Annotated in this window: 21 protein-coding genes; 5 read left to right on the plus strand and 16 right to left on the minus strand. The window is 70.0% G+C overall.

All coding sequences use genetic code 11. From position 1 onward, the window contains the following. Positions 1-87 precede the first annotated feature (87 nt). The 8 genes from HJ588_RS14915 to HJ588_RS14950 form a co-directional block, all read right to left on the minus strand. On the minus strand, positions 88-1,509 hold the full coding sequence (locus tag HJ588_RS14915; RefSeq protein WP_171156945.1) for a dihydrolipoyl dehydrogenase family protein: 1,422 nt from the start codon (positions 1,507-1,509) through the stop codon (positions 88-90). Positions 1,510-1,523: 14 nt separating this feature from the next. Next, a complete protein-coding gene (locus tag HJ588_RS14920; protein ID WP_212755959.1) occupies positions 1,524-2,594 on the minus strand; it encodes a tetratricopeptide repeat protein in 1,071 nt (356 codons plus the stop codon). Next, positions 2,591-3,754, minus strand: a complete 1,164-nt coding sequence (locus tag HJ588_RS14925; protein ID WP_171156947.1) for a DUF4331 family protein — start codon at positions 3,752-3,754, stop codon at positions 2,591-2,593. The genes HJ588_RS14920 and HJ588_RS14925 overlap by 4 nt, the downstream gene beginning before the upstream one ends. Positions 3,755-3,789: 35 nt before the next feature. Further along, positions 3,790-5,130 carry a Dyp-type peroxidase gene (locus HJ588_RS14930; RefSeq protein WP_212755961.1) on the minus strand — a complete coding sequence of 447 codons (1,341 nt, stop codon included), beginning with the start codon at positions 5,128-5,130 and terminating at the stop codon, positions 3,790-3,792. Between the two features lie 76 nt (positions 5,131-5,206). Beyond that, on the minus strand, positions 5,207-5,827 hold the full coding sequence (locus tag HJ588_RS14935; RefSeq protein ID WP_171156949.1) for a hypothetical protein: 621 nt from the start codon (positions 5,825-5,827) through the stop codon (positions 5,207-5,209). Between the two features lie 61 nt (positions 5,828-5,888). Continuing rightward, positions 5,889-7,232, minus strand: coding sequence for a Dyp-type peroxidase (locus HJ588_RS14940; RefSeq protein WP_171156951.1), 1,344 nt, complete (start codon positions 7,230-7,232; stop codon positions 5,889-5,891). A gap of 11 nt (positions 7,233-7,243) precedes the next feature. Continuing rightward, positions 7,244-7,852 (minus strand): hypothetical protein, encoded by a 609-nt coding sequence (locus HJ588_RS14945; protein ID WP_171156953.1) that lies wholly within the window; start codon positions 7,850-7,852, stop codon positions 7,244-7,246. Positions 7,853-8,037: 185 nt separating this feature from the next. Continuing rightward, complete coding sequence (locus HJ588_RS14950) at positions 8,038-9,390, minus strand: PucR family transcriptional regulator (RefSeq protein WP_171156955.1); 1,353 nt, start codon at positions 9,388-9,390, stop codon at positions 8,038-8,040. Between the two features lie 234 nt (positions 9,391-9,624). Here HJ588_RS14950 and HJ588_RS14955 point away from each other — a divergent pair, with 234 nt between their 5' ends. Next, a complete protein-coding gene (locus HJ588_RS14955; protein WP_171156957.1) occupies positions 9,625-10,683 on the plus strand; it encodes a glycerophosphodiester phosphodiesterase family protein in 1,059 nt (352 codons plus the stop codon). Between the two features lie 142 nt (positions 10,684-10,825). Here HJ588_RS14955 and aceE read toward each other — a convergent pair whose 3' ends face one another. From aceE to HJ588_RS14995, 8 genes are all read right to left on the minus strand, one after another. Further along, positions 10,826-13,588: a pyruvate dehydrogenase (acetyl-transferring), homodimeric type gene (gene aceE / locus HJ588_RS14960; protein ID WP_171156958.1), complete on the minus strand. Its 2,763-nt coding sequence runs from the start codon at positions 13,586-13,588 to the stop codon at positions 10,826-10,828. A gap of 136 nt (positions 13,589-13,724) precedes the next feature. Continuing rightward, positions 13,725-14,546 carry a bifunctional allantoicase/(S)-ureidoglycine aminohydrolase gene (locus HJ588_RS14965; protein WP_171156961.1) on the minus strand — a complete coding sequence of 274 codons (822 nt, stop codon included), beginning with the start codon at positions 14,544-14,546 and terminating at the stop codon, positions 13,725-13,727. After that, positions 14,543-15,895, minus strand: coding sequence for an allantoinase AllB (allB, locus tag HJ588_RS14970; RefSeq protein WP_171156963.1), 1,353 nt, complete (start codon positions 15,893-15,895; stop codon positions 14,543-14,545). Before allB ends, HJ588_RS14965 begins: the two co-directional genes overlap by 4 nt. Then, the gene (locus HJ588_RS14975) at positions 15,892-17,079 is read right to left on the minus strand and encodes a glycerate kinase (protein WP_171156965.1); all 1,188 of its coding nucleotides are present in this window, start codon (positions 17,077-17,079) and stop codon (positions 15,892-15,894) included. The genes allB and HJ588_RS14975 overlap by 4 nt, the downstream gene beginning before the upstream one ends. Before the next feature lie 19 nt (positions 17,080-17,098). Then, on the minus strand, positions 17,099-18,868 hold the full coding sequence (gene gcl / locus HJ588_RS14980; RefSeq protein ID WP_171156967.1) for a glyoxylate carboligase: 1,770 nt from the start codon (positions 18,866-18,868) through the stop codon (positions 17,099-17,101). Next, on the minus strand, positions 18,865-19,791 hold the full coding sequence (locus HJ588_RS14985; protein WP_343036745.1) for a 2-hydroxy-3-oxopropionate reductase: 927 nt from the start codon (positions 19,789-19,791) through the stop codon (positions 18,865-18,867). Before HJ588_RS14985 ends, gcl begins: the two co-directional genes overlap by 4 nt. A gap of 191 nt (positions 19,792-19,982) precedes the next feature. Then, entirely contained in the window at positions 19,983-20,831 is an 849-nt protein-coding gene (locus HJ588_RS14990) for a hydroxypyruvate isomerase family protein (RefSeq protein WP_171156970.1), read from the minus strand. A 100-nt stretch (positions 20,832-20,931) separates the two neighbouring features. After that, complete coding sequence (locus HJ588_RS14995; protein WP_171156971.1) at positions 20,932-22,203, minus strand: DUF6986 family protein; 1,272 nt, start codon at positions 22,201-22,203, stop codon at positions 20,932-20,934. A gap of 124 nt (positions 22,204-22,327) precedes the next feature. Between HJ588_RS14995 and HJ588_RS15000 the strand changes: the two genes are divergently transcribed. From HJ588_RS15000 to pucL, 4 genes are all read left to right on the plus strand, one after another. Continuing rightward, the gene (locus HJ588_RS15000) at positions 22,328-23,104 is read left to right on the plus strand and encodes an IclR family transcriptional regulator (protein WP_171156974.1); all 777 of its coding nucleotides are present in this window, start codon (positions 22,328-22,330) and stop codon (positions 23,102-23,104) included. A 109-nt stretch (positions 23,105-23,213) separates the two neighbouring features. Next, positions 23,214-23,738: a 2-oxo-4-hydroxy-4-carboxy-5-ureidoimidazoline decarboxylase gene (gene uraD / locus HJ588_RS15005; RefSeq protein WP_171156976.1), complete on the plus strand. Its 525-nt coding sequence runs from the start codon at positions 23,214-23,216 to the stop codon at positions 23,736-23,738. Continuing rightward, the gene (gene uraH / locus HJ588_RS15010; protein ID WP_171156978.1) at positions 23,735-24,076 is read left to right on the plus strand and encodes a hydroxyisourate hydrolase; all 342 of its coding nucleotides are present in this window, start codon (positions 23,735-23,737) and stop codon (positions 24,074-24,076) included. Before uraD ends, uraH begins: the two co-directional genes overlap by 4 nt. Positions 24,077-24,083: 7 nt before the next feature. After that, positions 24,084-24,971, plus strand: coding sequence for a factor-independent urate hydroxylase (gene pucL, locus HJ588_RS15015; protein WP_171156980.1), 888 nt, complete (start codon positions 24,084-24,086; stop codon positions 24,969-24,971). Positions 24,972-24,973 lie beyond the last annotated feature (2 nt).

Genomic DNA, 24,973 nt, shown 5'->3' on the forward strand with positions numbered 1-24,973 from the left:
TGATCACCTCACCGGGGAGGTGTGGCCGCCCCGCGGGTCAGTCGGGCAATTCCTCGATGGTGACCGGCTCCCGTTCGGCGACGCCGTTCACACCGTGCCGGAAGCTGCTCGTCGACTCCACGTCACTGGCATCGGGCGCTTCCCGAGGCGGCGGACGAGCATCTGGGCCGCCTGGCTGATCCCTTCGGCGAAGGTCGGAAACGCGAATTCCATCTCAGCGACCGCCTCGATGCGCATGCCCGCAGCCATGCTCGTCGCGGCGACCTGGATGACCTCGGCGGAGTACTCGCCGAGGACGTGGGCGCCGACGATGCGGCGCTCTTGCGTGTCGATGATCAGCTTGCAGAAGCCGTTGGGGCGACCGTCGGCGATAGGCCGCAGGAGATCGTCGTAGCGAGCGACCGCCACCTCGCAGGGGTAGCGTTGCCGAGCTTGTTCCTCGGTCAGGCCGACCATGCCGTACTCCGGGTCGGTGAAGCTGCCGACGGGGACGACCTCGTGGGTGACGCCTCGCGTCGGTCCTAGCACGGCGTTCTCCGCCGCGACGCGGCCCTCGTGGACGGCGCTCGAGACGAGCATGCTGTTCCCGTCGACGTCGCCGCAGGCGAAGATGTGCGGCGCCGAGGACTGCAGGTGCTCGTCGACGACGACATAGCCGCGATCGGTGACGACCCCGGCAGCCGCCGCGTCGACGAGGTCGGCGTTGCCTGGCCAGCCGACTGCGGTAATGGTGCGCTGGACGTCGACGACCCTTGGCGTCCCGTCGCGCAGTGACAGGCAGACCTGCATGCCACCGGGTCGAGCGTCGAGCTGGTCCACGGAGGCGCCGGTCACGACCGTCATGCCACGTGCCGTGAAGGCCGACGCGAGGCCGACGGAGATCGCGTGATCGGCCCGCGGAAGCAGTCGCGGCGCCGCGCCGATCAGGGTGTCCTGGCAGCCGAAGCCGTGCAGGATCGAGGCGAGCTGGCAGCCGGTGTCGGACGTGCCGACGATGCAGGCACTCGTGGGGATGCGGGTGATCGCGCGAGCGTCTTCGTAGGTGATCGCGAGCTCGGCCCCGGGCACGTCCAACCGCCCAGGGCGGCCGCCGATGGCGAGGATGATCCGGTCGGCGCTCCAGGTTCGACCGTCGTCTGCGGCGATCGTGTGAGTCCCGACGAAGCGGAGGTCGCCGGTGTTTTCCGCGAGGGAGACCGCACCGGCCCGCAGGTGGTCGGCGAGACGCTTGCCCTCGTAGGCGTAACGCGCGACGCGATCGGCGTTGGCCAACGCTGCACCGACGTCGATCTCCGGACGGGGACCGGTCAGGCCGAATGCCGGCCACGACTCCCAGTCGCGGGCCAGCCGGGCAGCACGAGCCAGGGCCCGCACCGGGGCCGGTCCCCGGCTGAGCGCGGTCCCGCCGACCTGGTGACGCTCGACGAGGGTCACCTCCGCACCGAGCTCCGCCGCGTGCAGGGCCGCCGTCAACCCGGCCGGCCCGCCACCGACGACGAGGACACGCATGCGCCCGCGCCGCCTCAGCGCACGTCGGGCGACGACGCGCCGACGGCGGCGCGGGCGCGCTCGACCACGGCGCGGGCGCGGGGCGTCTGGCGCATGACCAGCGTCCACTGGGCGAGGCGCAGCGCCCGGCCGGGATCGCCACCTGCTCCCAGCCAGAAGTCCCCGGCGTGGTCGGCGTAAGCCTCCGGGTGGAGCCGCACGAGCTCGTCATACCGGCGCTTCGCCCGATCCCGCCAAACCCGGGCCCGGTCATGCTGCCCGAGGCCCCGCAGGGCGAGGGCAAGGTGCGCGGCGTACTCCGGGTCGTCGCTCGTCTCCGCCACCGGGCGCAGGTAGCCGGCGGCTGCAGCGGCATCACCGCGGAGCAGCTCGATCTCCGCGAGGTGACCGGTGGCGGGCGCGTAGGCCGGGACTCGGCGCCGCGCCGCGTCGAATGCCTCGTGTGCAGCCGTGAGGTCTCCCTCCCGCATCCACATCACCCCACGCCGGAAGTCCAGCTGAGCCAGGGGGAAGGGCGAGACACCACGGTGCGCGTCGTGGGCCGCGGCGAAGGCCTGCACGGCTTCGGCGATGCTGCCGCGCTCGGCATACAGGACGGCTTGCGCGCTGAGGCTGGCGAAGTCCGACTGGTGCGAAGCGGCGTTCTGCAGCAGGAGTTCAGCTTCCTCGTAGCAGCCGACCGCCTGCAGGATCGCTGACCGGTCCGCATCGAGGCCGTCGACGGACGGTTCGGCTCGGTGCGCAGCGTCGAGGTCGGACCAGGCGTCGGCGAACCGGTGCAGGGTCGCCCTGGTCCTGGCTCTTGCCGACAGGGCGATGGCGCTGTGCGGCGCGGTGGCGACCATCCGGTCGGCGACCTGGAAGGCCAGCTCGTAGTCGGCGACGCAGCCGAGCAGGTGCCCCCGCAGGGTCAGCAGATCGACGAGAGCGGCTTGCTGCTCGAGGACCCGGTGGGCAGCCGAGTCCGGTGACCCTGCCGGGAGTGCCTGCCCCGCCAGCATGTCGACCTGCGCGGTGAGGTTGGCCAGAGCGAGCGTGCCGTCCGTGGTCCGTACGTCGCCTCGGTCCATGACCGTCGCGGTCACGGCGCCGGCTCTTCAGCGGCCGGCGGCAACAGGGAGCGGAGGACCGTCATCGCGTCCGGGGGCGTCGGGTTGGGGGCGACCAGGTAGGGGAAGGTGTGGGTCGCGGGCCTCGTCGCCTGGTCGACTCCGTCGCTGATCCGCTCACCGTCGACGCCGTTGACCAGGAGCGTGTAGAGGGTGTCCACGATGTCGTCGTTGGGCGCTCGGCCACCGCAGGTCGTGTGTTCCCGCCCAACGAGTGCGGCGCGCTCGATCTCGAAGCTGCTGCTCTCGGAGAACGGCTTGGAGGTGTCGACGACGAGAAAGTCGGCGAAGAGCAGGTCGGTCAGGGGGTGCGTGCCGTGCTCGCCCGGCGGCCAGACGATGTCGCCGGCAAGGCGGTCGAAGAAAGCCAGGTTGGCGTCGAAGCGGGCACGGTAGGCGCCCTCGTAGTCCGGTCGGACGGCGAAGGCGTCCTCCTCGTTGTAGAGGTCCCGGATCTCCAGGTCGCGGTTGACCTGGTCGAACTTCTTGCTCGCGAGGATGACGTTCTTGATCTCCGGACGCCCCATGCGCTCCAGCCGTGTTGGTCGGCCACCCGCGATCACCGTCTCGCCGACCACCCCGAGCAGCGGACCGGCGTCGGGTCCGAAGACTGCTGCGGGGTCGATCTCGATGACGATGGCCAGGACGTTCGCGCCCTGCAGGGCATTGGACGCGCCCTCGGGCTGGAAGGCGAGCTGCTCGATGGCGTCGGTCGCGAGGACGCCCTTGAGGTCGATGAAGAACGGGTCGAGGCGGGGGCCGGCGAAGATCCGCACCCCGCCGGTCTCGGTCGGCTCGTCGACCGGGAACCGGAGCTGCTCCCCGCCGGGCAGCGTGCACGTGCCGGTCTGCGCCGACGGCTCGCTGCCCGCGCTCGCGCCCGGAGCGTCGAAGGTGACGTCGAGGGTGTATTCCTGGTCACCGACGGAGAAGCCCTGCCCGTCCCGTGCGACGGGTCGTACTCGGAAGCGGTAGACGAGCGCGTCCGAGAAGCGCGCCGCCGGGGCGGCCGCAGGGAACACATCGAGCGCCAGGACGAGACGACCGGGGCGGTCCGGGCTGGGGAAGGTGTAGACGTCCGCCACGTCAGAGGCTGGGTCGATGAGAATCCGTGGTCCGGAGAAGTGGTCAGCCATGGTGGGCTCCTTAGGCGGGTGAATGGGTTGTTGGGTCAGGTGTCGAGGTCCGCGATCCAACGCAGAGCGCTCAGGCTCGGAAGGAAGCAGTACTCGCCGCCACGGTTGACGACGAACGGTGGCAGTCCTTGGAAGCGGCGGCGGATCGGGGTGCGTGGAACGGTGAACTGTCCGTCGTCATTCGCGCCCACGAGCGGGTCTTTCTCGACGGGGACGCCGATGAACTTGCCATCGTTGACCCACTGCGCCTGGACGAACTCGAATTGCCGGGCCAGATGAGCGCCGATGAAGGCGAAGACGATGCCGCGGTCGGCGCCGTCATCCTCGTAGACACCCTGGGGCAGCGGTGGGCCGTAGTTGGTGCCGCGCCGGATCATCCGATGCAGCCGCACCTCGCCGGTGATGATCGCGTCGCGAGGGTTCATTCGCCGGGCGTGCGAGCCGAGCGGACACTTCAGGCCGCGCGGGTCGTCGCCGTACTGGAAGTCGTTGTTCCGGTGCGGGTCGGCCCCGAGCTCCGGGTCGTCCCGGTCGGGCGACAAAGGAAGTGGGGCGCCACTGGGCCAGCGGCCGACGACCTTGGCCGCCAGCAGCTCCTCGTCGGCTCGGTCGGCGGCACGGTCGCGCAGGTACTGACGGAAATCGGCGACTCGGGTGTGCAGCTTGCGGAAGGCGGCATAGGTGCCGCCTCGGCCCAGAATGTCGGGCTGCGGCACCGCCGCGATGCTGCCGGTCTCGTCTTCGAATCCCAGCAGGAACTCGCCCGCCTTCAACCGCTCTTCGCGGGAGTTGGTGCAGGGTATGGCGGCGCCCTCGATCGCCGGCTGGCCGATGCCGTCCTTGAAGCCGAACGGCTCCCGCTCATTGGGCGCAGCAAAGACCTCCTGCTGCCAGATGGTCGCCACCCCGGGCAGATCTCGCAAGGCGTCGCGAGCCAAGAGCAGGATCGCCTCCAATCGGGGGGCATCGGGAGCCAAGCCGACCAGCATGAGGTGGACGTCTTTGGATCCCAAGGGACCCTCCCAGTTCGCTGGTGAGCTGTCGCCGACATCGCCGAGCTCCGCCGCGCGAGCGGCCATGCCCTGCTGGAACTCGGGGGAGAAGGTCGCCAGAGAGTCCTCCGGCACGCCGATCGCGCGCAGGCCTTCGAAGCTGAACCCGATGGCGAGCGAGACCTGACGCTCGGCGTCGAAGGAAGCGACGGAGTCGAGCATCGGGAGCATCCGCTGCACGAGCGCTCGCGCCTGCCTGCGGTCGTCGATGCGCAACGCCAGATACGTGCCGGCATACGGCGTTGGGCGCGGCTGGAGTACCGCCGCTTGAACGTCGGCAAGATTCGGGACACTGCCGTGGTCCGTACTCATGGTGTCGGGCAACCTCCAACACGGGTGTCGTGCACAGCGGGTCTACGGAAGGGGTGGGGTGCCCGCCCCCGCCTGCACGTGGACTGGATCAGGAAGAGGCCAGGTCGAGTAGGGGCTTCAGCGCGGGGTGCGAGAGTGCCTCCTCGGCCGCGGGGTTGTCGAGCACCTGCTGGAACGCCTGGTCCAACAGCTGCCCCTTGATGATCTGGGTCATCGTCACCGCGCCCAGAGGGTTGAAGTAGACCGCGGCCGGAGTCTGCCTGGACTGGATGATCTTTTTCAGGCCGGCGCTGGCTCTGCGGGCATTCGTCTCGAAGTCCGGGTGGTCCTTGTCCAGTGCGTCGATGCCGCCAGACTCCTCCAGCCACTGGACGATGACGTCGGCCTCGGTGGTGTGCTGCATCCAGTCAAAGAAGTGCGGGGCGCCGACCACCAGCAGGGCGTCTTCCAGGTAGGGGTCCCATTCGGTCTCGAAGGTCGTGGCCCACAACAATTGGCGGCCTTCGTCGAAGATGACGTGGCGGGAGTCGCGCAGCCCGGTCCGGATGGTCTCGGCGGGGTCGGAGGTGCGCAGCACCTCGACGAAGCGGTCCAACGCGGCCCGCAGTTGCTCTTCGTGACCCGGCTTGACGCCGAAGAACGCCGCAAGCTCGGAAACGACGCCGTCGCTCGTGCCCTTGCCGGAGTTTTTCTCGATGGTCGATGTCATGAATGTGTCCTTCAACTGTTTCGCGAACTGTGCTGATCGAGACGTGTGTATGGCTGGCTGGTCAAGTCGATGGCTCTCGGCTCAGCCAGGCGATGGCCGAAAGGCTCGGCATGAAGAGGTACTCCCCGCCGAGGAGGGTGTTGAAGCTCTGGATGCCCTGCACGCGGCGGGGAGGGGTGCCGGGCACGGTGAAGTGGGCGCCGTGGTCCTGGCGGGAGATGAGCGGGTCCTTCTCCTTGTCGAGTCCGACGAAGTTGCCGGAGTTGACCCACTCGCTCTGCAGGAACTCGACGGTGTCGACGGCTCGCGCGCTGATCGCGATGAAGTCCAGGCCGCGGCTCTTGCCGTCGTCGCGGGTCACGTCCTCGGGGACGGGGTCGCCGTAGGACGTGCCCCGGCGGATGATCCGCCGGATGCGCGTGTCGGTGAGGATCGCGAGCTTCGCGTCCCGGGGGTTCATCCGCCGGGTGTGCGATCCGAGCGGAGTGCGCAGCCCGCGCGGGTCCCCGCTGTAGGTGAAGTCGTTCAGGCGGGTCGGGTCGTCGCCGAGCGCCGGGTCGTCCCGGTCGGGTGAGAGAGCGAGCGGGGCGCCGCTGCGCCACCGGCCCACCAGCTTGGCACCGAGCAGATCTCGCTCCTGCGCGGTGCCGGCGTGGTCGTGCAGGAAACGATTGAACGCCGCAACGTGGGAGTGGTACTTGCGGAAGACCACGAAGGTGCCGTTGCGGCCGAGCACGTCCGGACTGGGCATCGGGAGCGGCTGGCCGGTCTCGCTGGGGTAGCCCAGCACGAACTCGCCCGGCCGGATGGGCCGCCCGTCGCCGGGCATCGTCTCGGCGCCACTGCCTTCGACGGCCGGCTGCGCGAAGCCGTCGCGGTAGCCGAAGACGTTGAAGCCGGTCGCGCCGAAGTCCTGATGCGACAGCAGCTGAACGCCCGGCACCTGGTCCAGTTCACGCGCGTAGCCATCGACCGCCGCCTGCCACGCCTGCTCGCTGTCGGCATACACGCTGATCGCGAGGTGGGCGCGGCCGGTGCCGAACGGGAACTCCCAGTGCTCCGGCGCATTGGGGCCGGTGTCGCGCAGCCGCTCCGCCCGGGCCGCCATCCCCGCGCGGAAGTTCGCCGGGAATGACGCCAGGCTGCTCTCGGGGACGCCGAGAGCCACCAGGCCGGGATAGCTGATCGCCAGCATGGTCCACGCTGGCACCGGCTCGTCCCATCGGGCCGCGGAGGTGATCCGGGGCGAGAGCCGCCGCAGCAACTCGCGGCCCGATGCCGGATCGGCGATCTCGAGGATCGCGTGGGTGCCGAAGTAGGGCTCGGGCCGCGAACGCAGGACGGCGGCCTGGATGTCGTCCAGCTCGAGCGTCGGTCGTCGGGTCAGGCGGCGGAACAGATCCACGGGCGCGAACTTCAGTTGAGCTCGGTCAGGAAGCTCTGCACCGTGCGGTCGAGTCGCTTGAGACGGGTGGCGCCGGCGACAGTGAGGTTGGGGTGAGCGACGAACCACGCCTCGGCGGGCAGCTGATATTGGACGATGAAGTCCTTCACCTCCGGCGAGTGGATGCCCGGCCAGCCCTCGACGTTGCCGAAGAGGTAGTCCATCATCTCGGGGATCTTCGTGGCGAAGTCGTCGATGTAGGGGTCCCACTCGCCGTCGTACGCCGTCGCGAACAGCAGCTTGGTGTCGTCGTCGAGGAACACGAAGCGCATGTTGTGCAGGGTGCCGACATCGCCGGCGCCGGCGAGATTGCCGTCGACCAGCTTGAAGAACTTGCGCAGGCGCTCCGCGCCACCGGGTTTCAACGGCATGATCGCGGTCAACTCGGACACCTCGCCGCTCTTGGCACCGACCCGGCCGGCCGTGGTGACGGCGTGCTCGGCCACTTCCTCCTTGTCGGCGAGGAGTTCGCCGACCCGCACCTTGAGCGCGACCTTTGCGTCGTCGATGACGGCGTCGACCTTCTGCCGGACGGTGGCGGGCAGGCCCTGGAATCGCTGCTCGAGCGACGACTGACTCATCTCGTACTCCTTCGGTGTCGGGCGCGCGGGCGTCGGCCCGGCGCGGTGGAATCCCCACCGCATTCATTGCAACTCCGGGGCAGCCCGGAAGGCTTGGCCCCGGGTCCAAGGTTGTGCGCCGTGCATTGGTGTCTGGTGCAATCACCGTCTGGTGCAATCACCCGGCCGCTGCGCGGGGTGGCCCCTCAGGCATCCGCGTTGGTGACGGCGAACTCGTCGCCGAACTCCTCGACGAGCGCGAGTGCGGCCTGCAGTTGCATGCGCCGGTCGCCCACCCCACGTCCGCGCAGGGCCTCGGCCCGCCCGACCCGGTAGGCGACGGTGTTGCGCGCCACGTGCAGCGCCCCGGCTGCCGCGTTGAGGCTGCGTTCGTTGTCCAGATAGCACTTCAGCGTCGCCCGGAGGACACCGGCCGCCTCGCCCGGCGCGGCGAGGTCACCGAGCTCCCGGCGTACGAACTGGCGCGCGACGTCGTCACGGTGCGTCAGCATCGTCAGCATGTCGACGTCGCCGTAGTCCCACACCCGCCGGGGCTGCTTGGACGCCATGCCGATCCGGGCCGCCTCCAGCGCCTGGCCGTGGCTGGTCCGGAAGCCCGACACTCCCGCTCCGGGCAGGCCCGCGGCGACCTGAACGCCGACGGTGGGCTCGTAGGAGCCGATGCTCGGAGGCGGGGCATTGCCGCGGACGGTCGAACCCCATGCCCACACGCGGCGCCGACCGATCGGCAGGACCAGGGCGGCGGAGTGTCCCGACGCGCGCAGCACCTGGGCCGCCGTCGACTCCAGCACGCCCGGGCCGGGCTGCGCCGCGTCCGCGACCCAGACGACGAGCGCGGTGTGGCGTCGGGTCAGGTCGTACTCGAGCACCCTCGTCGCCCGCTCCGACGAGACCTCCGCGCCGCTCAGGATGTCGTCGACCAACTCCATGCGCACCGCCGCCGAGGTCGTCAGCCAGGCCGCCTGCACCCGGCTGAACTCCGCCGCCATCCGGGACGACAGCAGGTCGGTGATGGCGAAGAGCCGCTCGGAGATCAGGCGCAGCGCGGCGAATCTCTCCTCGGGAGGCAGGCTGTGCGAAGCAGCCTCGACGAACTGGTGGTGGGCGTAGGTGTGGGCGACCTGGATGCTGCGCAGGATGTGCTCGATGCCGACGCCGCGGATGACCGCCTCGGCCGGCCCCGCGAAGACCTCGGGGGAGAGGACGGCGTCGAGGTCGAAGTTCTCCCTGGCCAGGGCGGCCACGGTCTGGACCGCGACCGCCTCGCACCCCTTGCGCATCTCCTGGACGAACCCGTCGACGCCGAGCTCGGGGATCACCGCGAGGATGCTCTGCGCCATGCCGCCCGCCACCTCGACCGCCCAGCCGATAGGCCCGGGCCCGACCCGGTCGACGAGCTCGGCGACACAGGTACGCGACAGCACGGCGTGGCTGATCGCGTCGGGCTCGACCGGCCGCGCGGCCCGGATCCAGGTCCCGTTCTCCGCCCCGGCCGCCCGACAAGGGTCGTCCCCTGTGTGAGTCCTCGCGTCAACCATGACCACCATGCTACTGATCAAATGATCAGTTTTGTAGTCACGCTGGCGAGGCGGCCGGTGGTGGCCACCGCGCTCCGGGCTGGTCGTGGCTGTTGGTCCTGGCTGCTGGTCCCGGCTGTTCATCGAACCGTCAGCGACACGGTGCCCGTATGCCGCGCCGACGTCTCCCGCGGCCGGTCGACTGAGCGGCGTAGTGTCCGGCGACCTCGAGCCCGACGGGAGCGGCAACGAGCGATGGCGATCACCGATCAGCCGACGGCGACCCTCGATCCCCGGCGAGCGGCCTACCGGCTGGGCGCGGAGCCGCTCGTGGTCGGTCACCGCGGTGCCAGCGGATATCGGCCCGAGCACACGCTCGCGTCATATGAACTGGCGGCGCGGATGGGCGCCGACTCCCTCGAACCCGACCTGGTGGCGACCCGAGACCACGTGTTGGTATGCCGGCACGACGCGGAGCTGTCACGCTCGACGGACGTCGCCGACCACCCGGAGTTCGCCGATCGCCACACGACCCGGGAGATCGACGGCGAGACCCAAACCGGTTGGTTCGTCTGCGATTTCACCGTGGCGGAGCTGAAGTCGCTCTGGGCCCGCGAGCGCTTTGCAACCCTGCGGCAGTCGAACACCATCTATGAGGGGCGGCTGCGGATCGCGACCTTCGAGGAGTTGCTGCGGTTGCGCGCACGGCTCTCGCGTGAGCTCGGCCGGGTGATCGGGCTGAGCCCGGAGCTGAAGCACACCACCTGGCACCGATCGATCGGGCTGGACCTGGAGCGACCGCTCGTGACCGGGCTGCGCAGCGCCGGACTGGATCGGCCGAGCGCGCCGGTCTTCGTGCAGGCCTTCGAACCGACCAGCCTCATGCGGCTGCGGCAGGAGCTCGGCCTGCAGGCGCCGAGCATCCTGCTGACCGAGGCGGAGGGCGGACCGGTCGACCTGCCCGGGCGCTGCTACGACGAGCTGCTGCAACCGGCCGGTCTGCAACGGCTGCGGAAGTGGGCGACGGGGGTCGGCCCGAGCAAGGACCAGGTGATCCCGCGGCGTGCGGACGGGAGTCTGCGCGGCCCGACCGGGCTGGTGCGGTCGGCGCACGACGCCGGGCTACGCGTCCACACCTGGACGTTTCGCGCCGAAAACGCCTTCCTGCCAACGGATTTGCGCTCGACCGCGTCCGACGCCGACTTCGGCGACGTGCTCGCCGAGATGACGACGTTCCTGCACGCCGGCGTCGACGCGCTGATCACCGACCACGTCGACCTCGGCACGCTCGCCCGGTCGGAGGTTTTCGTTTAGGGGCGGGGGTCTCGATACGCGGCTCGTTCCTCGCCGCTACTCGACCACCGTTGGGCCCGCCGCTACTCGACCAGCGTTTGCTGGTCGAGTAGCCGGAGGAGCGAAGCGGGGGAGGCGTATCGAGACCCACCGCCCGGCGTGGTTACGCGTCGCCGCCGGTGTTGCCGGACGTGCCGGCCTGGACGTTGAGCAACTCGTACTTCGCCGCGGCGTCGCGCGGCACCTGCGGGTCGATCTCGCCGCGCTTGGCGAGCGTCTGCAGGGTGCGCACCGCGAGTGACGGGCCGTCGATGTGGAAATAACGCCGGGCCGCCGCGCGGGTGTCGCTGAAGCCGAAACCGTCGGCGCCGAGCGCGACGTAGTCGCCGGGCACCCACGGCCGGATTTGCTCCTGCACGTCGGTCATCCAGTCCGACACCGCGAGCACCGGACCTTGCGTGCCCTCCAGCCGCTGGGTGACGTAGGGCACGCGCTGCTCGTCCTCGGGGTGCAGGAACGCCTGCTCGTCCGCGGCGGCACCGTCGCGGCGCAGCTCGTTCCAGGACGTCACCGACCACACGTCGGCCACCACGCCCCAGTCGTCCTTCAGCAACTGCTGCGCCTCGAGCGCCCACGGCACCCCGACGCCCGACGCCAGCAGCTGCGCGTGCGGTGCGTCCTCGCCCACGCCCTCGGTGCTGCCCTCGGCGACGCGGTGCATGCCCCGCAGGATGCCCTCGACGTCGACGTCGGCGGGCTCCGCCGGCTGCTGCATCGGCTCGTTGTAGGCGGTCAGGTAGTAGATGACGTTTTCCGGGTTGTCCCCGAACATCCGCCGCAGACCGTCCTGCATGATGTGCGCGACCTCATAGCCGTATGCCGGATCGTAAGCAACCACAGCGGGATTGGTCGCCGCCAGCAGATGCGATTGACCGTCGGCGTGCTGCAGGCCCTCGCCGGTCAGCGTGGTGCGCCCCGCGGTCGCACCGATCAGGAAGCCGCGCGCCATCTGGTCGGCGGCCGCCCAGATGAAGTCGCCGGTGCGCTGGAAGCCGAACATCGAGTAGAAGATGTAGATCGGCACCATCGGCACGCCGTGCGTGGCGTATGACGTGCCGGCCGCGGTGAACGCCGCGACCGAGCCCGCCTCGTTGATCCCGAGGTGCAGGATCTGCCCGTCGGTCGCCTCCTTGTAGGCGAGCATCAGCTCGGCGTCGACCGAGGTGTAGTGCTGGCCGTGCGGGTTGTAGATCTTGGAGGTCGGGAAGAACGAGTCCATCCCGAAGGTGCGGGCCTCGTCGGGGATGATCGGCACCACGTGCTTGCCGAACTCCTTGTCGCGCATCAGGTCTCGCAGGATGCGCACGAAGGCCATCGTGGTCGCGACCTCCTGCTTGCCGGAGCCCTTCTTCGCGACGGCATACGCCTTGTCGTCCGGCAGCTTCAGCGCGCTGGTGGTGTGCCGACGGCTCGGCACCCCGCCGCCGAGCTTCTCGCGGCGCTCGCGGAGATATTGGATCGCCGGGTCGCTCTCGCCCGGGTGGAAGTACGGCGGCAGGTAGGGGTTGTCCTCGAGCTGCTTGTCGCTGATCGGGATCTGCAGCGAGTCGCGGAAGTTCTTCAGGTCGTCCAGCGCCAGCTTCTTCATCTGGTGCGTGGCGTTGCGGCCGGCGAAGTGGGTGCCGAGGCTGTAGCCCTTGATCGTCTTGGCGAGGATCACCGTCGGCTGACCGTGGTGCTCGGTGGCGGCGCGGTAGGCGGCATACACCTTGCGGTAGTCGTGCCCGCCGCGCTTGAGCTTCCACCAGATGTCGTCGTCGGACCAGTCCTTGACCATCTCGCGGGTGCGGGGGTCGCGGCCGAAGAAGTGCTCGCGCACGTAGGCGCCGTCATTGGCACGGAAGGTCTGGTAGTCGCCGTCCGGCGTGGAGTTCATCAGGTTGACCAGGGCGCCGTCGCGGTCGGCCGCGAGCAGCGGGTCCCAGCCGCGGCCCCAGATGTCCTTGATGACGTTCCAGCCGGCGCCGCGGAAGAAGCTCTCCAGCTCCTGGATGATCTTGCCGTTGCCGCGCACCGGTCCGTCGAGTCGCTGCAGGTTGCAGTTGATGACGAAGGTGAGGTTGTCGAGCTCCTCGTTGGCCGCGAGTTGCAGCAGGCCGCGCGACTCGGGCTCGTCCATCTCGCCGTCGCCGAGGAACGCCCACACGTGCTGCTGGCTGGTGTCCTTGAACCCGCGGGCGTGCAGGTATTTGTTGAACTGCGCCTGGTAGATCGCGTTCATCGGGCCGATGCCCATGGAAACCGTTGGGAATTCCCAGAAGTCGGGCATGTTGCGCGGGTGCGGGTATGACGGCAGCCCCATCCGCTGGCCCTGCACGATGTGCGAGTGCTCCTGGCGGAAGCCGTCGAGCTGGTCCTCGGACAGCCGGCCCTCGAGGAACGCGCGGGAGTAGATGCCGGGGGAGGCGTGGCCCTGGATGAAGACCTGGTCGCCACCGCCCGGGTGGTCCTTGCCGCGGAAGAAGTGGTTGAAGCCGACCTCGTAGAGGGTCGCGGCCGATGCATAGGTGGAGATGTGGCCGCCGACACCGACGCCCGGGCGCTGCGCGCGGTGCACCATCATCGCGGCGTTCCACCGGATCCAGGCGCGGTAGCGGCGCTCGACCTCTTCGTCACCGGGGAACCAGGGCTCGGCCTCCGGGCTGATCGTGTTGATGTAGTCGGTCGCCGTCAGGGACGGCACCCCGATCTGCCGCTGCCGCGAGCGTTCGAGCAGCTTGAGCATGACGTAGCGCGCCCGTGCCTGCCCTCCCTCGTCGATGACGCCGTCGAGGGAGTCCAGCCATTCCTGGGTCTCCTCGGGGTCGATGTCGGGCAGCTGGCTGGGGATTCCGTTGAGGATCGGTCCTGCGTCCTCGCGCGCCATGAGTGGCTCCTCTCATGTGGCACTCGCGTCGTCATGCGACTTCGTTGTCGGTGCCTCCATCCTCCACCCGGCCAGGCTCGCGCGGGCGCGCGGGGTCTTGACCGATGGGTAACGGAGGGCGTATGGCGCCGCCCGCTTACGGCAGGTTCAGCGCCGCGTGCCGGTTGACGTCCTTGTAGAGCAGGTAGCGGAAGCGGCCGGGCCCACCGGCGTAACAGGCCTGCGGGCAGAAGGCGCGCAGCCACATGAAGTCGCCCGCCTCGACCTCGACCCAGTCCCTGTTGAGCAGGTAGACCGCCTTGCCCTCGAGCACGTAGAGGCCGTGCTCCATGACGTGCGTCTCCGGGAACGGGATCACCCCGCCGGGCTCGAAATTGACGATGTTGACGTGCATGTCGTGGCGCACGTCGGAGGGGTCGACGAAACGCTGGGTCGTCCACCGCCCGTCGGTGTCCGGCATGGCACCCGCCTCCACGTCGGACTCGTGCGTGACGAACGCGTCCGGGGCGTCGATGCCGTCGACGGCGTCATACCTCTTGCGGATCCAGTGGAAGGTCGCGGTCGCGTCGCTGGTGTTGTGCAGCGACCACCTAGTGCCCGGTGGGACGAAAACGTAACTGCCGGGCCGCAATGAGTGCTGCTCACCGGCGAGGTCGAGCTCCAGCGCGCCGTCGACCACGAAGAGCACACCCTCCGCGGCGGGGTTGAGCTCCGGCTTGTCGCTGCCGCCGCCCGGCGACACCTCGACGAGGTATTGCGAGAACGTCTCGCTGAAGCCGGTCAGCGGGCGGGCGAGCACCCAGAGCCGGGTGGCGTCCCAGAAGGGCAGGTTGCTGGTGACGATGTCGGTCATCGTGCGGGCGGGCAGCACCGCGTAGGCCTCGGTGAAGATCGAGCGATCCGTCGTCAGGTCGGTCTGCGCGGGGAGCCCTCCGCGTGGCGTGTAGTAGCCGCTCATGGTGTCCTTTCGTGTCGCAACAGGGTGCCGGTCGGTGACCTGTCGAGGCCGATCTCGTTGCCGCGCAACCAGATCCGGTCGGCTCGGCCGGCGAGGGTGAGGTCCTGGTATGCCGTCAGCTTGCTCTTGTGCTGCAGCGTCGCGGCGTCGACCGCGGTCTCGACGTCGGGGGAGTAGGCGACCAGGTCGGCGTCGGCACCGACCGCGATGCGGCCCTTCTGCCGTAGGCCCACCAGGTCGGCAGGCGCGCTCGCCATCCAGCCGGTCACGTCGGCGAGGGTGTGCCCGCGCCGGCGGGCCTCGGTCCAGACGGCGGAAAGCGCGAGTTGCACACTCGCGACCCCGCCCCATGCGCTCGCCAGGTCGCCCTGCTTGAGGTCGATCGTGCTCGGTGAGTGGTCGCTGACGACGCAGTCGATCGTGCCGTCCGCCAGCGCCTCCCACAGCTGAGATCTGTTGGCATCACTGCGGATCGGCGGGCAGCACTTGTGCGCGGTCGAGCCGTCCCGGATGGTCTCGGCGGTGAAGGTGAGGTAGTGCGGACAGGTCTCGACCGTCAGCCGGACTCCGCGCTCTCTGGCCGCGCGGATCGCGGGCAGCGCCGCGGCGCTGGACAGGTGCAGGATGTGCGCCCGCCCGCCGGTCTCCTCGGCTGCGGCAATCACCGCCTCGATCGCGGTGACCTCGCCGGCGTCGGGGCGGGAGGCGGTGAAGTCGGTGTAGCGGTTGCTTTGCGTCGGCGGGGTCGCCGCGAGGGTCGCGGCGTCCTCGGCGTGCACGATGAGCAGGGCGTCCAGCTCGGCGCACCGGCGCAGGTAGGTCACCAACTCGTCGGCCGCGAGCGGCGGGAACTCCGGCACACCGGAGTCGGCGAGGAAGCACTTGAAGCCGAAAACGCCTGCCGCGTCGAGCTTTTCCAGATCATCGAGGTTGCCGGGTATGGCGCCGCCCCAGAAGCCGACGTCGACCCACACCTGCGGTCGCGCGGCGTCGCGCTTGGTCTCCAGGGCCGCGGCGGTGGTCGTCGGCGGCAGGCTGTTGAGCGGCATGTCGACGATCGTGGTGGTGCCACCGGCGAGGGCCGCGCGGGTGGCGGTGGCGAAGCCCTCCCAGTCGGTGCGGCCCGGCTCGTTGACGTGCACGTGGGTGTCGACCATGCCGGGGAGCAGCACGTGGTCCGCGTCGAGCGTGACGGTTGCGGTTGCCTGCCAGCCGATTTCGCCGGACGTGTCTGGTCCGGTCAGCACGGCGGCTACGCGTCCGGCATTGACCACGACGGTCGCTGGTTGCTCGATACCGTCGACGACCGCACGGTCGGCGTGGACGATCAGGTCTGCGGTGTGGGTCATCGTGCCTCACTGGTGCGGGGTCGAAGGAGGGTGTCGAGGTCGCCGCCGATACGGGCACCGATCGACTCCAGCAGGGCGCCGGCGTCGCGGATGGAGGTCGCGGTGTCGGGTGCGAGGTCACTGAGCGGATAAGCGCGGCTGATGCCCGCGCCGGTCAGCTCGGTCTCGGTGAGCGTGACCCGGCCGGCGACCGCAACGACCGGCACACCGTGGCGTGCGGCGGCTGCCGCCACCCCGACCGGCGCCTTGCCCTGCAGGCTCTGCGCGTCGAGCGAGCCCTCGCCGGTCACCACCAGATCGGCATCCGAGAGGTGGTCGTCCAGTCCGACGAGATCCAGCACCACCTCGATGCCAGGCCGGAAGGACGCGCCGAGCAGGAGCGCGGCGTAGCCGGCCCCACCTGCCGCGCCGGCGCCTGGACGCGCCGCCACGTCTCGTGCACCGGCGTCAGCCGTGGCGAGGACATCGACGAATCCGCCGAGCAATGCGTCGAGTTCGAGCACCTGCTCGGCCGTCGCGCCCTTCTGCGGGCCGTAGACCGCGGCGGCGCCGTCGGCGCCGAGCAACGGGTTGGCGACGTCACTGGCGAGGGTGAGTGCGATGCCGGCCAGCAGGTCGCGAGCCGGGGTCAGGTCGGCGCCGCGCAACCCGGCCAGTGCCGTCGCGCCCGGACCGATCGCAGCGCCCGACGCGTCGGTGAGCTGCGCGCCGAGAGCCTGGAGCAGACCGGCGCCGCCGTCGGTGCTCGCCGAACCACCGACCCCGATCACGATGTCGCGGGCACCCATCTCGACCGCGGCGCGGATCGCCTGACCGACGCCCCGGCTCGAGGCCGTCATCGGCGCCGGGACACCCCCGGGCAGCAGCTGCAGTCCACACGTCGAGGCCAGCTCCACGACCGCACGGTCGGGGAGCGTCGCGATGTAGGTCGAGACCGGCGCGCCGGTAGGCCCGTCGACCTCCACCGGCGACGACCGGTAGCCGGCGGCGAGGGCGGCGTCGACGGTGCCGTCCCCGCCGTCCGCGATCGGCACCTCGACGACCTCGATCACCTCGGCGGCCTCGACCACTTTCGGGGCCGCCGCGCCGGGTGCGGCTCCCGTCATACCGATGCGAAGGTGGTGTGCGACGTCGGCCGCGGACAGCGATCCCTTGAACTTGTCCACCGCGACGACGATCTTCATGCCCGCATTCTCATCCAACTCAGTCGAGCATGGCGATCGTCGCGGTCGGTGCGTCCGCCCCGGACGCGGCCAGTTCCTCGAACTCCACGACGTTGTCGATCTCGGTGCCCATGGACACGTTGGTGACCCGCTCCAGGATCACCTCGACCACGACCGGCACCTCGAACTCCACCAGCAGCTTCTTCGCCAACTCCAGCGCCGGCAGGATGTCGTCGGGCTCGGTCACCCGAATCGCCTTGCAGCCCAGGCCTTCCGCGACCTTGACGTGATCGACGCCGTATCCGCCGAGCTCGGCGGAGTTGACGTTGTCGAAGGACAGCTGGACGCAGTAGTCCATGTCGAAGCCACGTTGCGCCTGGCGGATCAGTCCGAGGTAGGCGTTGTTGACGACGACGTGGATGTAGGGCAGGTGGAACTGTGCGCCGACGGCAAGCTCCTCGATCAGGAACTGGAAGTCGTAGTCTCCCGAGAGCGCGACGACGGTGGCCTCCGGGTCGGCCGCGGCGACACCGAGCGCCGCCGGGACGGTCCAGCCGAGCGGACCGGCCTGACCGGCGTTGATCCAGTGCCGTGGCGCGAAGACGTGCAGCAGCTGAGCCGCCTGGATCTGCGACAGCCCGATGGTCGACACGTAGCGGGTGTCCGGCCCGAAGGCGGTGTTCATCTCCTGGTAGACCCGCTGCGGTTTGATCGGCACCGCATCGAAGTTGGTCTTGCGCTGCAGACTGCTGCGTCGTGCGCGGCAGTCGTCGGCCCACGCCGTGCGGTCGGGCAGCGCGCCACGCTCGCGAGCGAGCGCGACGAGTTGCTCCAGCGCAGCGCCGGCATCGGACACGACCCCATAGTCGGGCGCGAAAACCCTTCCGATCTGGGTGGGTTCGATGTCGATGTGCACGAACGTGCGACCGGCTGTGTAGGTCGCGACCGACCCGGTGTGGCGGTTGGCCCACCGGTTGCCGATGCCGAGGACGAAGTCGGACTCCAGGAGCGATGCGTTGCCATAGCGGTGCGAGGTCTGCAGCCCGACCATCCCGGCCATCAGTGAGTGGTTGTCCGGGATCGCGCCCCACCCCATCAGGGTCGGTATGACGGGAACCCCTGTCAGCTCGGCGAATTCGACGAGCGCCGCGGACGCGTCGGCGTTGACGACCCCGCCACCGGCCACGATCAGCGGCCGCTGCGACGCGGTGAGCAGGTCGAGCACCCGCGCCGCCTGTGCCCGGGTCATCGCCGGCTTGTCGACCGGGAGCGGTTCGTAGGTGTCGATGTCGAAGTCGATCTCGGCCCGCTGCACGTCGATCGGCAGATCGAGCAGCACCGGACCGGGACGGCCGGAGCGCATCAGCTGGAACGCCCGCTGGAACGCGCCCGGCACCTGGCCCGGCTCCATCACCGTGCTGGCCCACTTGGTGACCGGTCCGGCGACCGCCGCGATGTCGACCGCCTGGAAGTCCTCCTTGTGCAGCTTGTCGACCGGTGCCTGACCGGTGATCGCGAGGATCGGGATCGAATCGGCCTGCGCGGAGTAGAGGCCGGTGATCATGTCGGTCCCCGCCGGCCCGGAGGTGCCGACGCACACGCCGATGTTGCCGGCACGGGCGCGGGTGTATCCCTCGGCCATGTGCGACGCAGCCTCGACGTGACGGGCCAGCACGTGCCGCAGACGGCCGTGGGCGCGCAGCGCACTGTAGAACGGGTTGATCGCCGCACCCGGAAGGCCGAAAAGCTGCGTGGATCCTTCCTTCTCGAGGATCAGCACAGCGGCGTCGACGGCTCGCATGCGGGTCATGACGCGACCTCCTGTCCGTCCGGCGACTGCCCCGACAGGCGGCGCACGCCGCGCAGCAGCGCGCTGTGGTCCAGCTTCCCGTCGCCGCAGGCGCGCGCCGAGGCGACCAGCTGGGCGACCACCGCACCGAGGGGGAGAGCGACGCCGGCCTCGCGGGCGGCCGCGGTCACGATGCCCATGTCCTTGTGGTGCAGGTCGATCCGGAAGCCCGGGTCGAAGGTGTTGGAGGTGACGTTGGCGCGCTTCTGGTCCAGCACGGCGCTGCCGGCCAGTCCGCCGCCGAGCACGTCGAGCGCCGCGTCGAGGTCGACGCCATGGGCCTGGAGGAAGACGACCGCCTCGGCGAGCAACTCGATGTTGCCGGCGACGATGAGCTGATTGGCCGCCTTCACCGTCTGGCCGGCGCCGTTGCCGCCCACGTGCACGATCGTCGCGCCGACCGCGTTGAGCACCGGCTGTGCCTGCGCGAAGTCGGCATCCGCGCCACCGACCATGATCGACAACTTGGCCGACTTCGCACCCGCCTCCCCGCCGGACACCGGGGCATCGATCAGCCGGAATCCCTTCTCCTGCGCGGTTTTTGCCAGGTCGCTGGTGACGTCGGGGCGGATGGTGGAGAAGTCGATCACCAGGGTGCCGGGTGCGGCGTGGGCGAAGACTCCGTCGTCGCCGAGCAGGACGTCCTGGACGTCCGGGGAGTCCGGCACCATCACGCAGACGATGTCGGCGCCGTCGACAGCTGCCGCGACGCTCTCGGCGGCGGTGCCGCCTGCCTCGACCAAAGCGTCCGTGCGGGCCGGAGGCGGGTTGTAGCCGCGCACCGCGAAGCCGGCGCGTTGCAGGTTGACCGACATCGGGTTGCCCATGATGCCGAGGCCGATGAAGGCGACGGTCGTCTCGTGGTGGGGGTTGTTCGTGCTCACTCCTGGCTCCTTCGGGTGAGTTGTGCGGTGGGAGAGGGTTGTTGGGGTGCTGGTCTCGATACGCGGCTCGTTCCTCGCCGCTACTCGACCAGCGGGGTGGTGGTGGTCTCGATACGCGGCTCGTTCCTCGCCGCTACTCGACCAGCGAGGGCGCGGCTCGTTCCTCGCCGCTACTTGACCAGCGGGTGGGGCTACTCGACCAGCGTGGGTGTGGCTGTGCCGGCGCGGTGGGCCCGGGGCAGCCAGGCGTCGAGGCCGCGGGCGGTGTCGCCGGACGGCTTGTACTCCAGGGCGACCCGGCCGCGATAGCCGCGGTCGATGAGTGCATCGAGCGGACCGTCGAGGTCGAGGTCGCCGGTGCCGGGTTCGCCGCGACCAGGTGCGTCGGCGAGCTGCACGTGCGCAACCCGGTCGCCATAGCGCTCGACGACGGCGGTGAGATCGTCCCCGTTGATCGCCAAATGGTAGAGATCGCAGAGGAATCCGAGGTTGCGGGTGCCGGTCTCCGCGGCGACGCTGTCGATCACGCTGACGGCGTCGGCGGCCGTCTTGACCGGGTAGGTCGGGCTGCCACTCACCGGCTCGATCAGGACCGTGCCGCCGATCCCGGCGACAGCGGCGCCCGCCGCGGCGAGGGCCTCCACGGCATACGCATCGGCGGTCGCGGGATCCTCGCCCGGTGCCCGGTTGCCGTAGAGCGCGTTGAACTGCCGGCAGCCGAGTCGCTCGCCGAGCGCGGCAACGACGGGGAGGTTGGCCTCCCACTCACCACGCCGCGCCGCCAGGCAGACGATGCCGCGTTCGCCGGCGGGCATGTCGCCGGCGAAGAAGTTGAGCCCGGTCAGGTGCACCCGGGCGTCCTCGACGGCGGTGACGAAGTCGGAGCGTTCCTGCTCGGTCGGGGTGGCGGTCGGCCACGGCCACCAGCACTCGACGGCGGTGAAACCGGCGGCAGCGGCGGCGGCGGGCCGGGCGAGGAACGGCAGGTCGGCGAACAGCATCGAGATGTTCGCGACCCACGGGCGGAGAGTGTTCGTCATGCTGGCTCCAATTCCGTAATGCGGAATCCAAATTTCGAATGACGTAAGCGTGTCATGCTCCCCGGGTGCGGTCAACCGTTTCGGTCAGATCCGTCGCCGCTCAGCGCGCGAGCGCACTGAGCGTGGAAATGCCTGCGCCAGAGGACTTTTCGACCTCGGTCGCATCGAGCGCGCCGCAGTGCACGCCGCGCAACAGCGCCGCCGCGAGCATCCGGGCCGTGGCCGGCTCGTCCATCACGTCGCCACCGGCCGACCTGTCGAGGTAGGCGGCGAGGCGCGCCGCCGCACTCGGCAGCGCGCGCCGGAAGAACAGGAAGTTGGCCAGGTAGCGCGACGCCAGATGGCCCGGGTGCATGTCCCAGCCCTGATAGATCCCGCGCACGAGCGAGCGCTCGACGAGCGCCGCGTGCAGCCCCCAGGTCGCGTGGGCCGCCTCGCGGTCGCCGAAGGCGACGACGTTGGTCGATCCGTCGCACACCCGCGCGCCGGTCTGGGCGGCGGCAACCTGCATGACGGCCTTGGCGTGGTCGGCGGCCGGGTGGTCGAGCGCCTGGTAGGGCGCGGCGATGCCGAGACCGGCGCTGTAGTCGTAGGTCCCGTAGACGAGGGACGTGACCCGGCCCTCGGTGACGTGCACCATCGGCGCGACCGCCGCCAGGCCGTCGGCGCCGAGGATCGCCTGCGGGGTCTCGACCTGGATCTCGAAGGTGAGGCCACCGGCCGGCAGGTCGAGCTCGCGCTCGAGTGCGCCGCAGGCCGCGGTCATCGCGACGACCTGGTCGACGCCGGTGACCTTCGGCAGGGTCAGCACGGTGTGCGGGAGCGCGGCGGCATCGAGCAGGCCCGCGTCGCGCACGGCATACAGGTAGTCCACGAGCGTGTGCAGCCCGCGCGCCCGGGTGGGTGCCTCGAAGGACTTGAAGCGGATCCCGCGCCAGGCCGGGAGCGTCCCGGCGGACTGCAGCGACGCGAAGGCCTCGACGACCTGCTGCAGGTGCGCGTCCTCGGCGTCGTCGCTCCGCACGCCGTAACCGTCCTCGAAGTCCGCGCGCAGGTCCTCGATCGGTTCGCGGCTCAGCTTGCTGGTGAGCCGGTCGTAGACCTGCGCCACGTCGTCGACGGAATGCCCTGTAGCGCTTGCGAGTTCACCCGCATCCGGGGCGTATGACGCAAGGAGCTCCAGCGCGGTCGGACCGAAGGAGCCGATCGCCTGCGCGGTGCACCGGTCGGCGGGCACATAGACGGTGTGCACCGGGTGGCGGCCGCTCGCCGCGCCCGGATATTGCGAGGCGAGCGCCGCATCGGCGGCGGACAGCTGGGCGTCCAGTTGCGCGGTGAGGTTGCTGCGGAAGTCTGCTCGGGGGTCGGCCATGATGGCACCTCTCACGTCGGATGGGGCACGGGCCGTCGGCGGACGGGACCTGCGTGCGGGTTATTTCGTATCATGGAGTTTCAATTCCATGTCAGGCTTCGGCCGGACACGTCCAAGGAGAGTCATGGCAGCGGAGCGTTCCGGCACAGCGGCGAAATCGGCCGGCGGGGTGCAGTCGGTCGGGCGCGCGCTCGACATCCTGGAACTGATCGACGCGGCCGGCGGCCGGATGGCGCTGGTCGAGATGAGCGCCGCGTCGGGGCTGCCGATGCCGACCATCCACCGCCTCGTCCGCACCCTGGTCGACCGGTCCTACCTGCGGCAGCTGCCGGACCGGCGTTACGCGCTCGGCTCCCGGTTGATCCCGCTCGGCAACAGTGCCCGCGACGTCTTCGGGTCGCAGAGCAGCGCCGCCCTCGCGTCGGTCGTCGACCAGCTGGGGGAGACCGCCAATCTCGCGGCGCTCGACGGCGACATGCTCGTGTATGTCGGCCAGGCGCCGTCCCCGCACGCCATGCGGATGTTCACCCAGCTCGGCGAGCACGTGCACCCGCACTGCCGCGCGGCCGGCAAGGCGCTGCTCTCTCAGCTGTCCGACGACCAGGTGCGCGGCATCCTCGGCCGGGTCGGCATGCCGTCGATGACGTCGACCACGATCACCGATCCCGACGCCTTCGTCGCGGAGCTTGCGACCGTGCGCGCCGAGGGCATCGCGCACGACCGCAGTGAGATGGAGGACGGTGTCGTGTGCCTGGCCGCCCCGGTGCCGAGCGCGACCACGCAGCTCGCGGTGTCGATCTCCGGGCCGGTGTCGCGGATGACCGATGATCTGCAGCGCAGGGCGATCCCGGTGCTGCGCTCGGTCGCCGGCCGGCTCGCGACCGACCTGGCGAGCGCCTGACCGAACTCGAGCGCCTGACCGGCCTCCGCGTCCCGGCAGACCGTCCGTGCTTGCGAGAAATCCCGCGAATCCCTTGACAGCGGGAAGCGACAGCGCCGACTATTCCTGAATGCGGAACGCAGATTCCATCAGATGGAAGTCGTGGGACGAGTTCAACGACCAGCCGTCGACGACCGCCGCGGCCGGGCTGCTCCCGCTCTGCGGCAGTCGCCGGTGGGCGCACGAGGTCGCCGCCCGCCGTCCGTATGACGCACGCACCGCTCTCCTCCAGGCATCCGACGCGGCGTTCGCCGGTCTCACCGAGGCGGATCTCGCCGAGGCGCTCGCCGGCCATCCGCGCATCGGCGACCGGGTGCGCGGCGACGGGGCCGCGGCGACCCTGTCGCGATCGGAACAAGCGTCGATGGCCGGTGCCGACGCCGACGTCTCCGAGGCGATCCTGCGCGGAAACGCCGACTACGAAAGCAAATTCGACCGCGTCTTCCTGATCCGTGCCGCAGGGCGCACCCCGCAGGAGATGCTGGGGGAGTTGCGTCGCCGACTCGGCAACGACCCCGAGACCGAGGTCGCCGAGGTGCGCGAGCAATTGCGGCAGATCACGACCCTGCGACTCGAGGGAGCCTTCCCGGCATGACGTCATCGCTGTCCACCCACGTGCTCGACGCCGTCCGGGGCGCACCCGCGCCCGGCATCGCCGTCGAGGTGCACACCCGCACTGCCTCCGGAAATGACTGGGAAACCATCGGATCCGGGGTCACCGACGATGACGGGCGCGTCACCGCCCTGGTGCCGGACGGCCTCGCGCCGGGCGAGCACCGCATCGTCTTCGCCACCGGCGCGTTCTTCGAGCGCGCCGGGGTCCGGGCCTTCTATCCCGAGGTGGCGATCACCTTCGTCGTCGACGAAGAGCGGCACTACCACGTGCCGTTGCTACTGAGTCCGTTCGCGTTCTCCACCTATCGAGGGAGCTGATCTCCACATGTCCTACGTCCTCGGGCACAACCAGTACGGCAAGGCGGAAGTGCACGTCGTGCGGGTCTTCCGCGACGACCCCAAAGCACCCCACGACATCGTCGACTACAACGTATCCGTAGCGTTGACAGGCGATTTCGACGATGCACACATCACCGGTGACCAGGCCAAGGTGCTGACCACCGACGCCTGCAAGAACACCGTCAACGCCTTCGCCAAGAAGGCCGGGGACGCGGTGCGCCAGCCGGAGTCCTTCGGGCTGGCCCTCGCCGAGCACTTCGCGCAGGTGCCGCAGGTCGAGCGCGTCCGGGTCAACATCGAGGCGTTCCCGTGGCAGCGCGCCCACAACCACCCGCACGCGTTCGTCAAGAACGGCGACTACGTGCGCACGGTGACCGTCACCCGCACCGGCGGTTCGTCGACCGTGGTCAGTGGCCTCAAGGACCTGACGGTGCTGAAGACCACCGACTCGGAGTTCCACGGCTTCTACCAGGACAAGTACACGACCCTACAGCCGACCAACGACCGGATCATGGCGACCGCGGTCACCGCGCAGTGGGCGCACGACGCGGCCGACGTCGACTGGAACAAGTCCTTCGACGCCGTGCTGGACGCCATCACCGGCAGCTTCTCCGCGGCATACAGCTATGCCCTGCAGCACACCCTGTGGGAGATGGGCACCGCCGTGCTGGACGCCGCGCCGAGCGTCGCCGAGGTGCGCTTCAGCTGCCCCAACAAGCACCACTTCGTGATCGACCTCAGCCACTTCGGCCTCGACAACCACAACGAGGTGCACCACGCCGACGACCGTCCCTACGGCCTCATCGAGGCGACGATCAAGCGGTCCGAGGACGTCGACACGACCGGCGCCTACGACCCCGGACAGGCCTGGTAATC

This window comes from Flexivirga aerilata (assembly GCF_013002715.1).
Classification (GTDB): domain Bacteria; phylum Actinomycetota; class Actinomycetes; order Actinomycetales; family Dermatophilaceae; genus Flexivirga; species Flexivirga aerilata.

Coding starts and splice junctions, on each gene's coding strand:
- HJ588_RS14915 (WP_171156945.1), bottom strand. CDS start 1,509: ATGCGTGTCCTCGTCGTCGGTGGCGGGCCGGCCGGGTTGACGGCGGCC.
- HJ588_RS14925 (WP_171156947.1), bottom strand. CDS start 3,754: ATGGCTGACCACTTCTCCGGACCACGGATTCTCATCGACCCAGCCTCT.
- HJ588_RS14935 (WP_171156949.1), bottom strand. CDS start 5,827: ATGACATCGACCATCGAGAAAAACTCCGGCAAGGGCACGAGCGACGGC.
- HJ588_RS14945 (WP_171156953.1), bottom strand. CDS start 7,852: ATGAGTCAGTCGTCGCTCGAGCAGCGATTCCAGGGCCTGCCCGCCACC.
- HJ588_RS14950 (WP_171156955.1), bottom strand. CDS start 9,390: ATGGTTGACGCGAGGACTCACACAGGGGACGACCCTTGTCGGGCGGCC.
- HJ588_RS14955 (WP_171156957.1), top strand. CDS start 9,625: ATGGCGATCACCGATCAGCCGACGGCGACCCTCGATCCCCGGCGAGCG.
- aceE (WP_171156958.1), bottom strand. CDS start 13,588: ATGGCGCGCGAGGACGCAGGACCGATCCTCAACGGAATCCCCAGCCAG.
- HJ588_RS14965 (WP_171156961.1), bottom strand. CDS start 14,546: ATGAGCGGCTACTACACGCCACGCGGAGGGCTCCCCGCGCAGACCGAC.
- allB (WP_171156963.1), bottom strand. CDS start 15,895: ATGACCCACACCGCAGACCTGATCGTCCACGCCGACCGTGCGGTCGTC.
- HJ588_RS14975 (WP_171156965.1), bottom strand. CDS start 17,079: ATGAAGATCGTCGTCGCGGTGGACAAGTTCAAGGGATCGCTGTCCGCG.
- gcl (WP_171156967.1), bottom strand. CDS start 18,868: ATGACCCGCATGCGAGCCGTCGACGCCGCTGTGCTGATCCTCGAGAAG.
- HJ588_RS14990 (WP_171156970.1), bottom strand. CDS start 20,831: ATGACGAACACTCTCCGCCCGTGGGTCGCGAACATCTCGATGCTGTTC.
- HJ588_RS14995 (WP_171156971.1), bottom strand. CDS start 22,203: ATGGCCGACCCCCGAGCAGACTTCCGCAGCAACCTCACCGCGCAACTG.
- HJ588_RS15000 (WP_171156974.1), top strand. CDS start 22,328: ATGGCAGCGGAGCGTTCCGGCACAGCGGCGAAATCGGCCGGCGGGGTG.
- uraD (WP_171156976.1), top strand. CDS start 23,214: ATGCGGAACGCAGATTCCATCAGATGGAAGTCGTGGGACGAGTTCAAC.
- uraH (WP_171156978.1), top strand. CDS start 23,735: ATGACGTCATCGCTGTCCACCCACGTGCTCGACGCCGTCCGGGGCGCA.
- pucL (WP_171156980.1), top strand. CDS start 24,084: ATGTCCTACGTCCTCGGGCACAACCAGTACGGCAAGGCGGAAGTGCAC.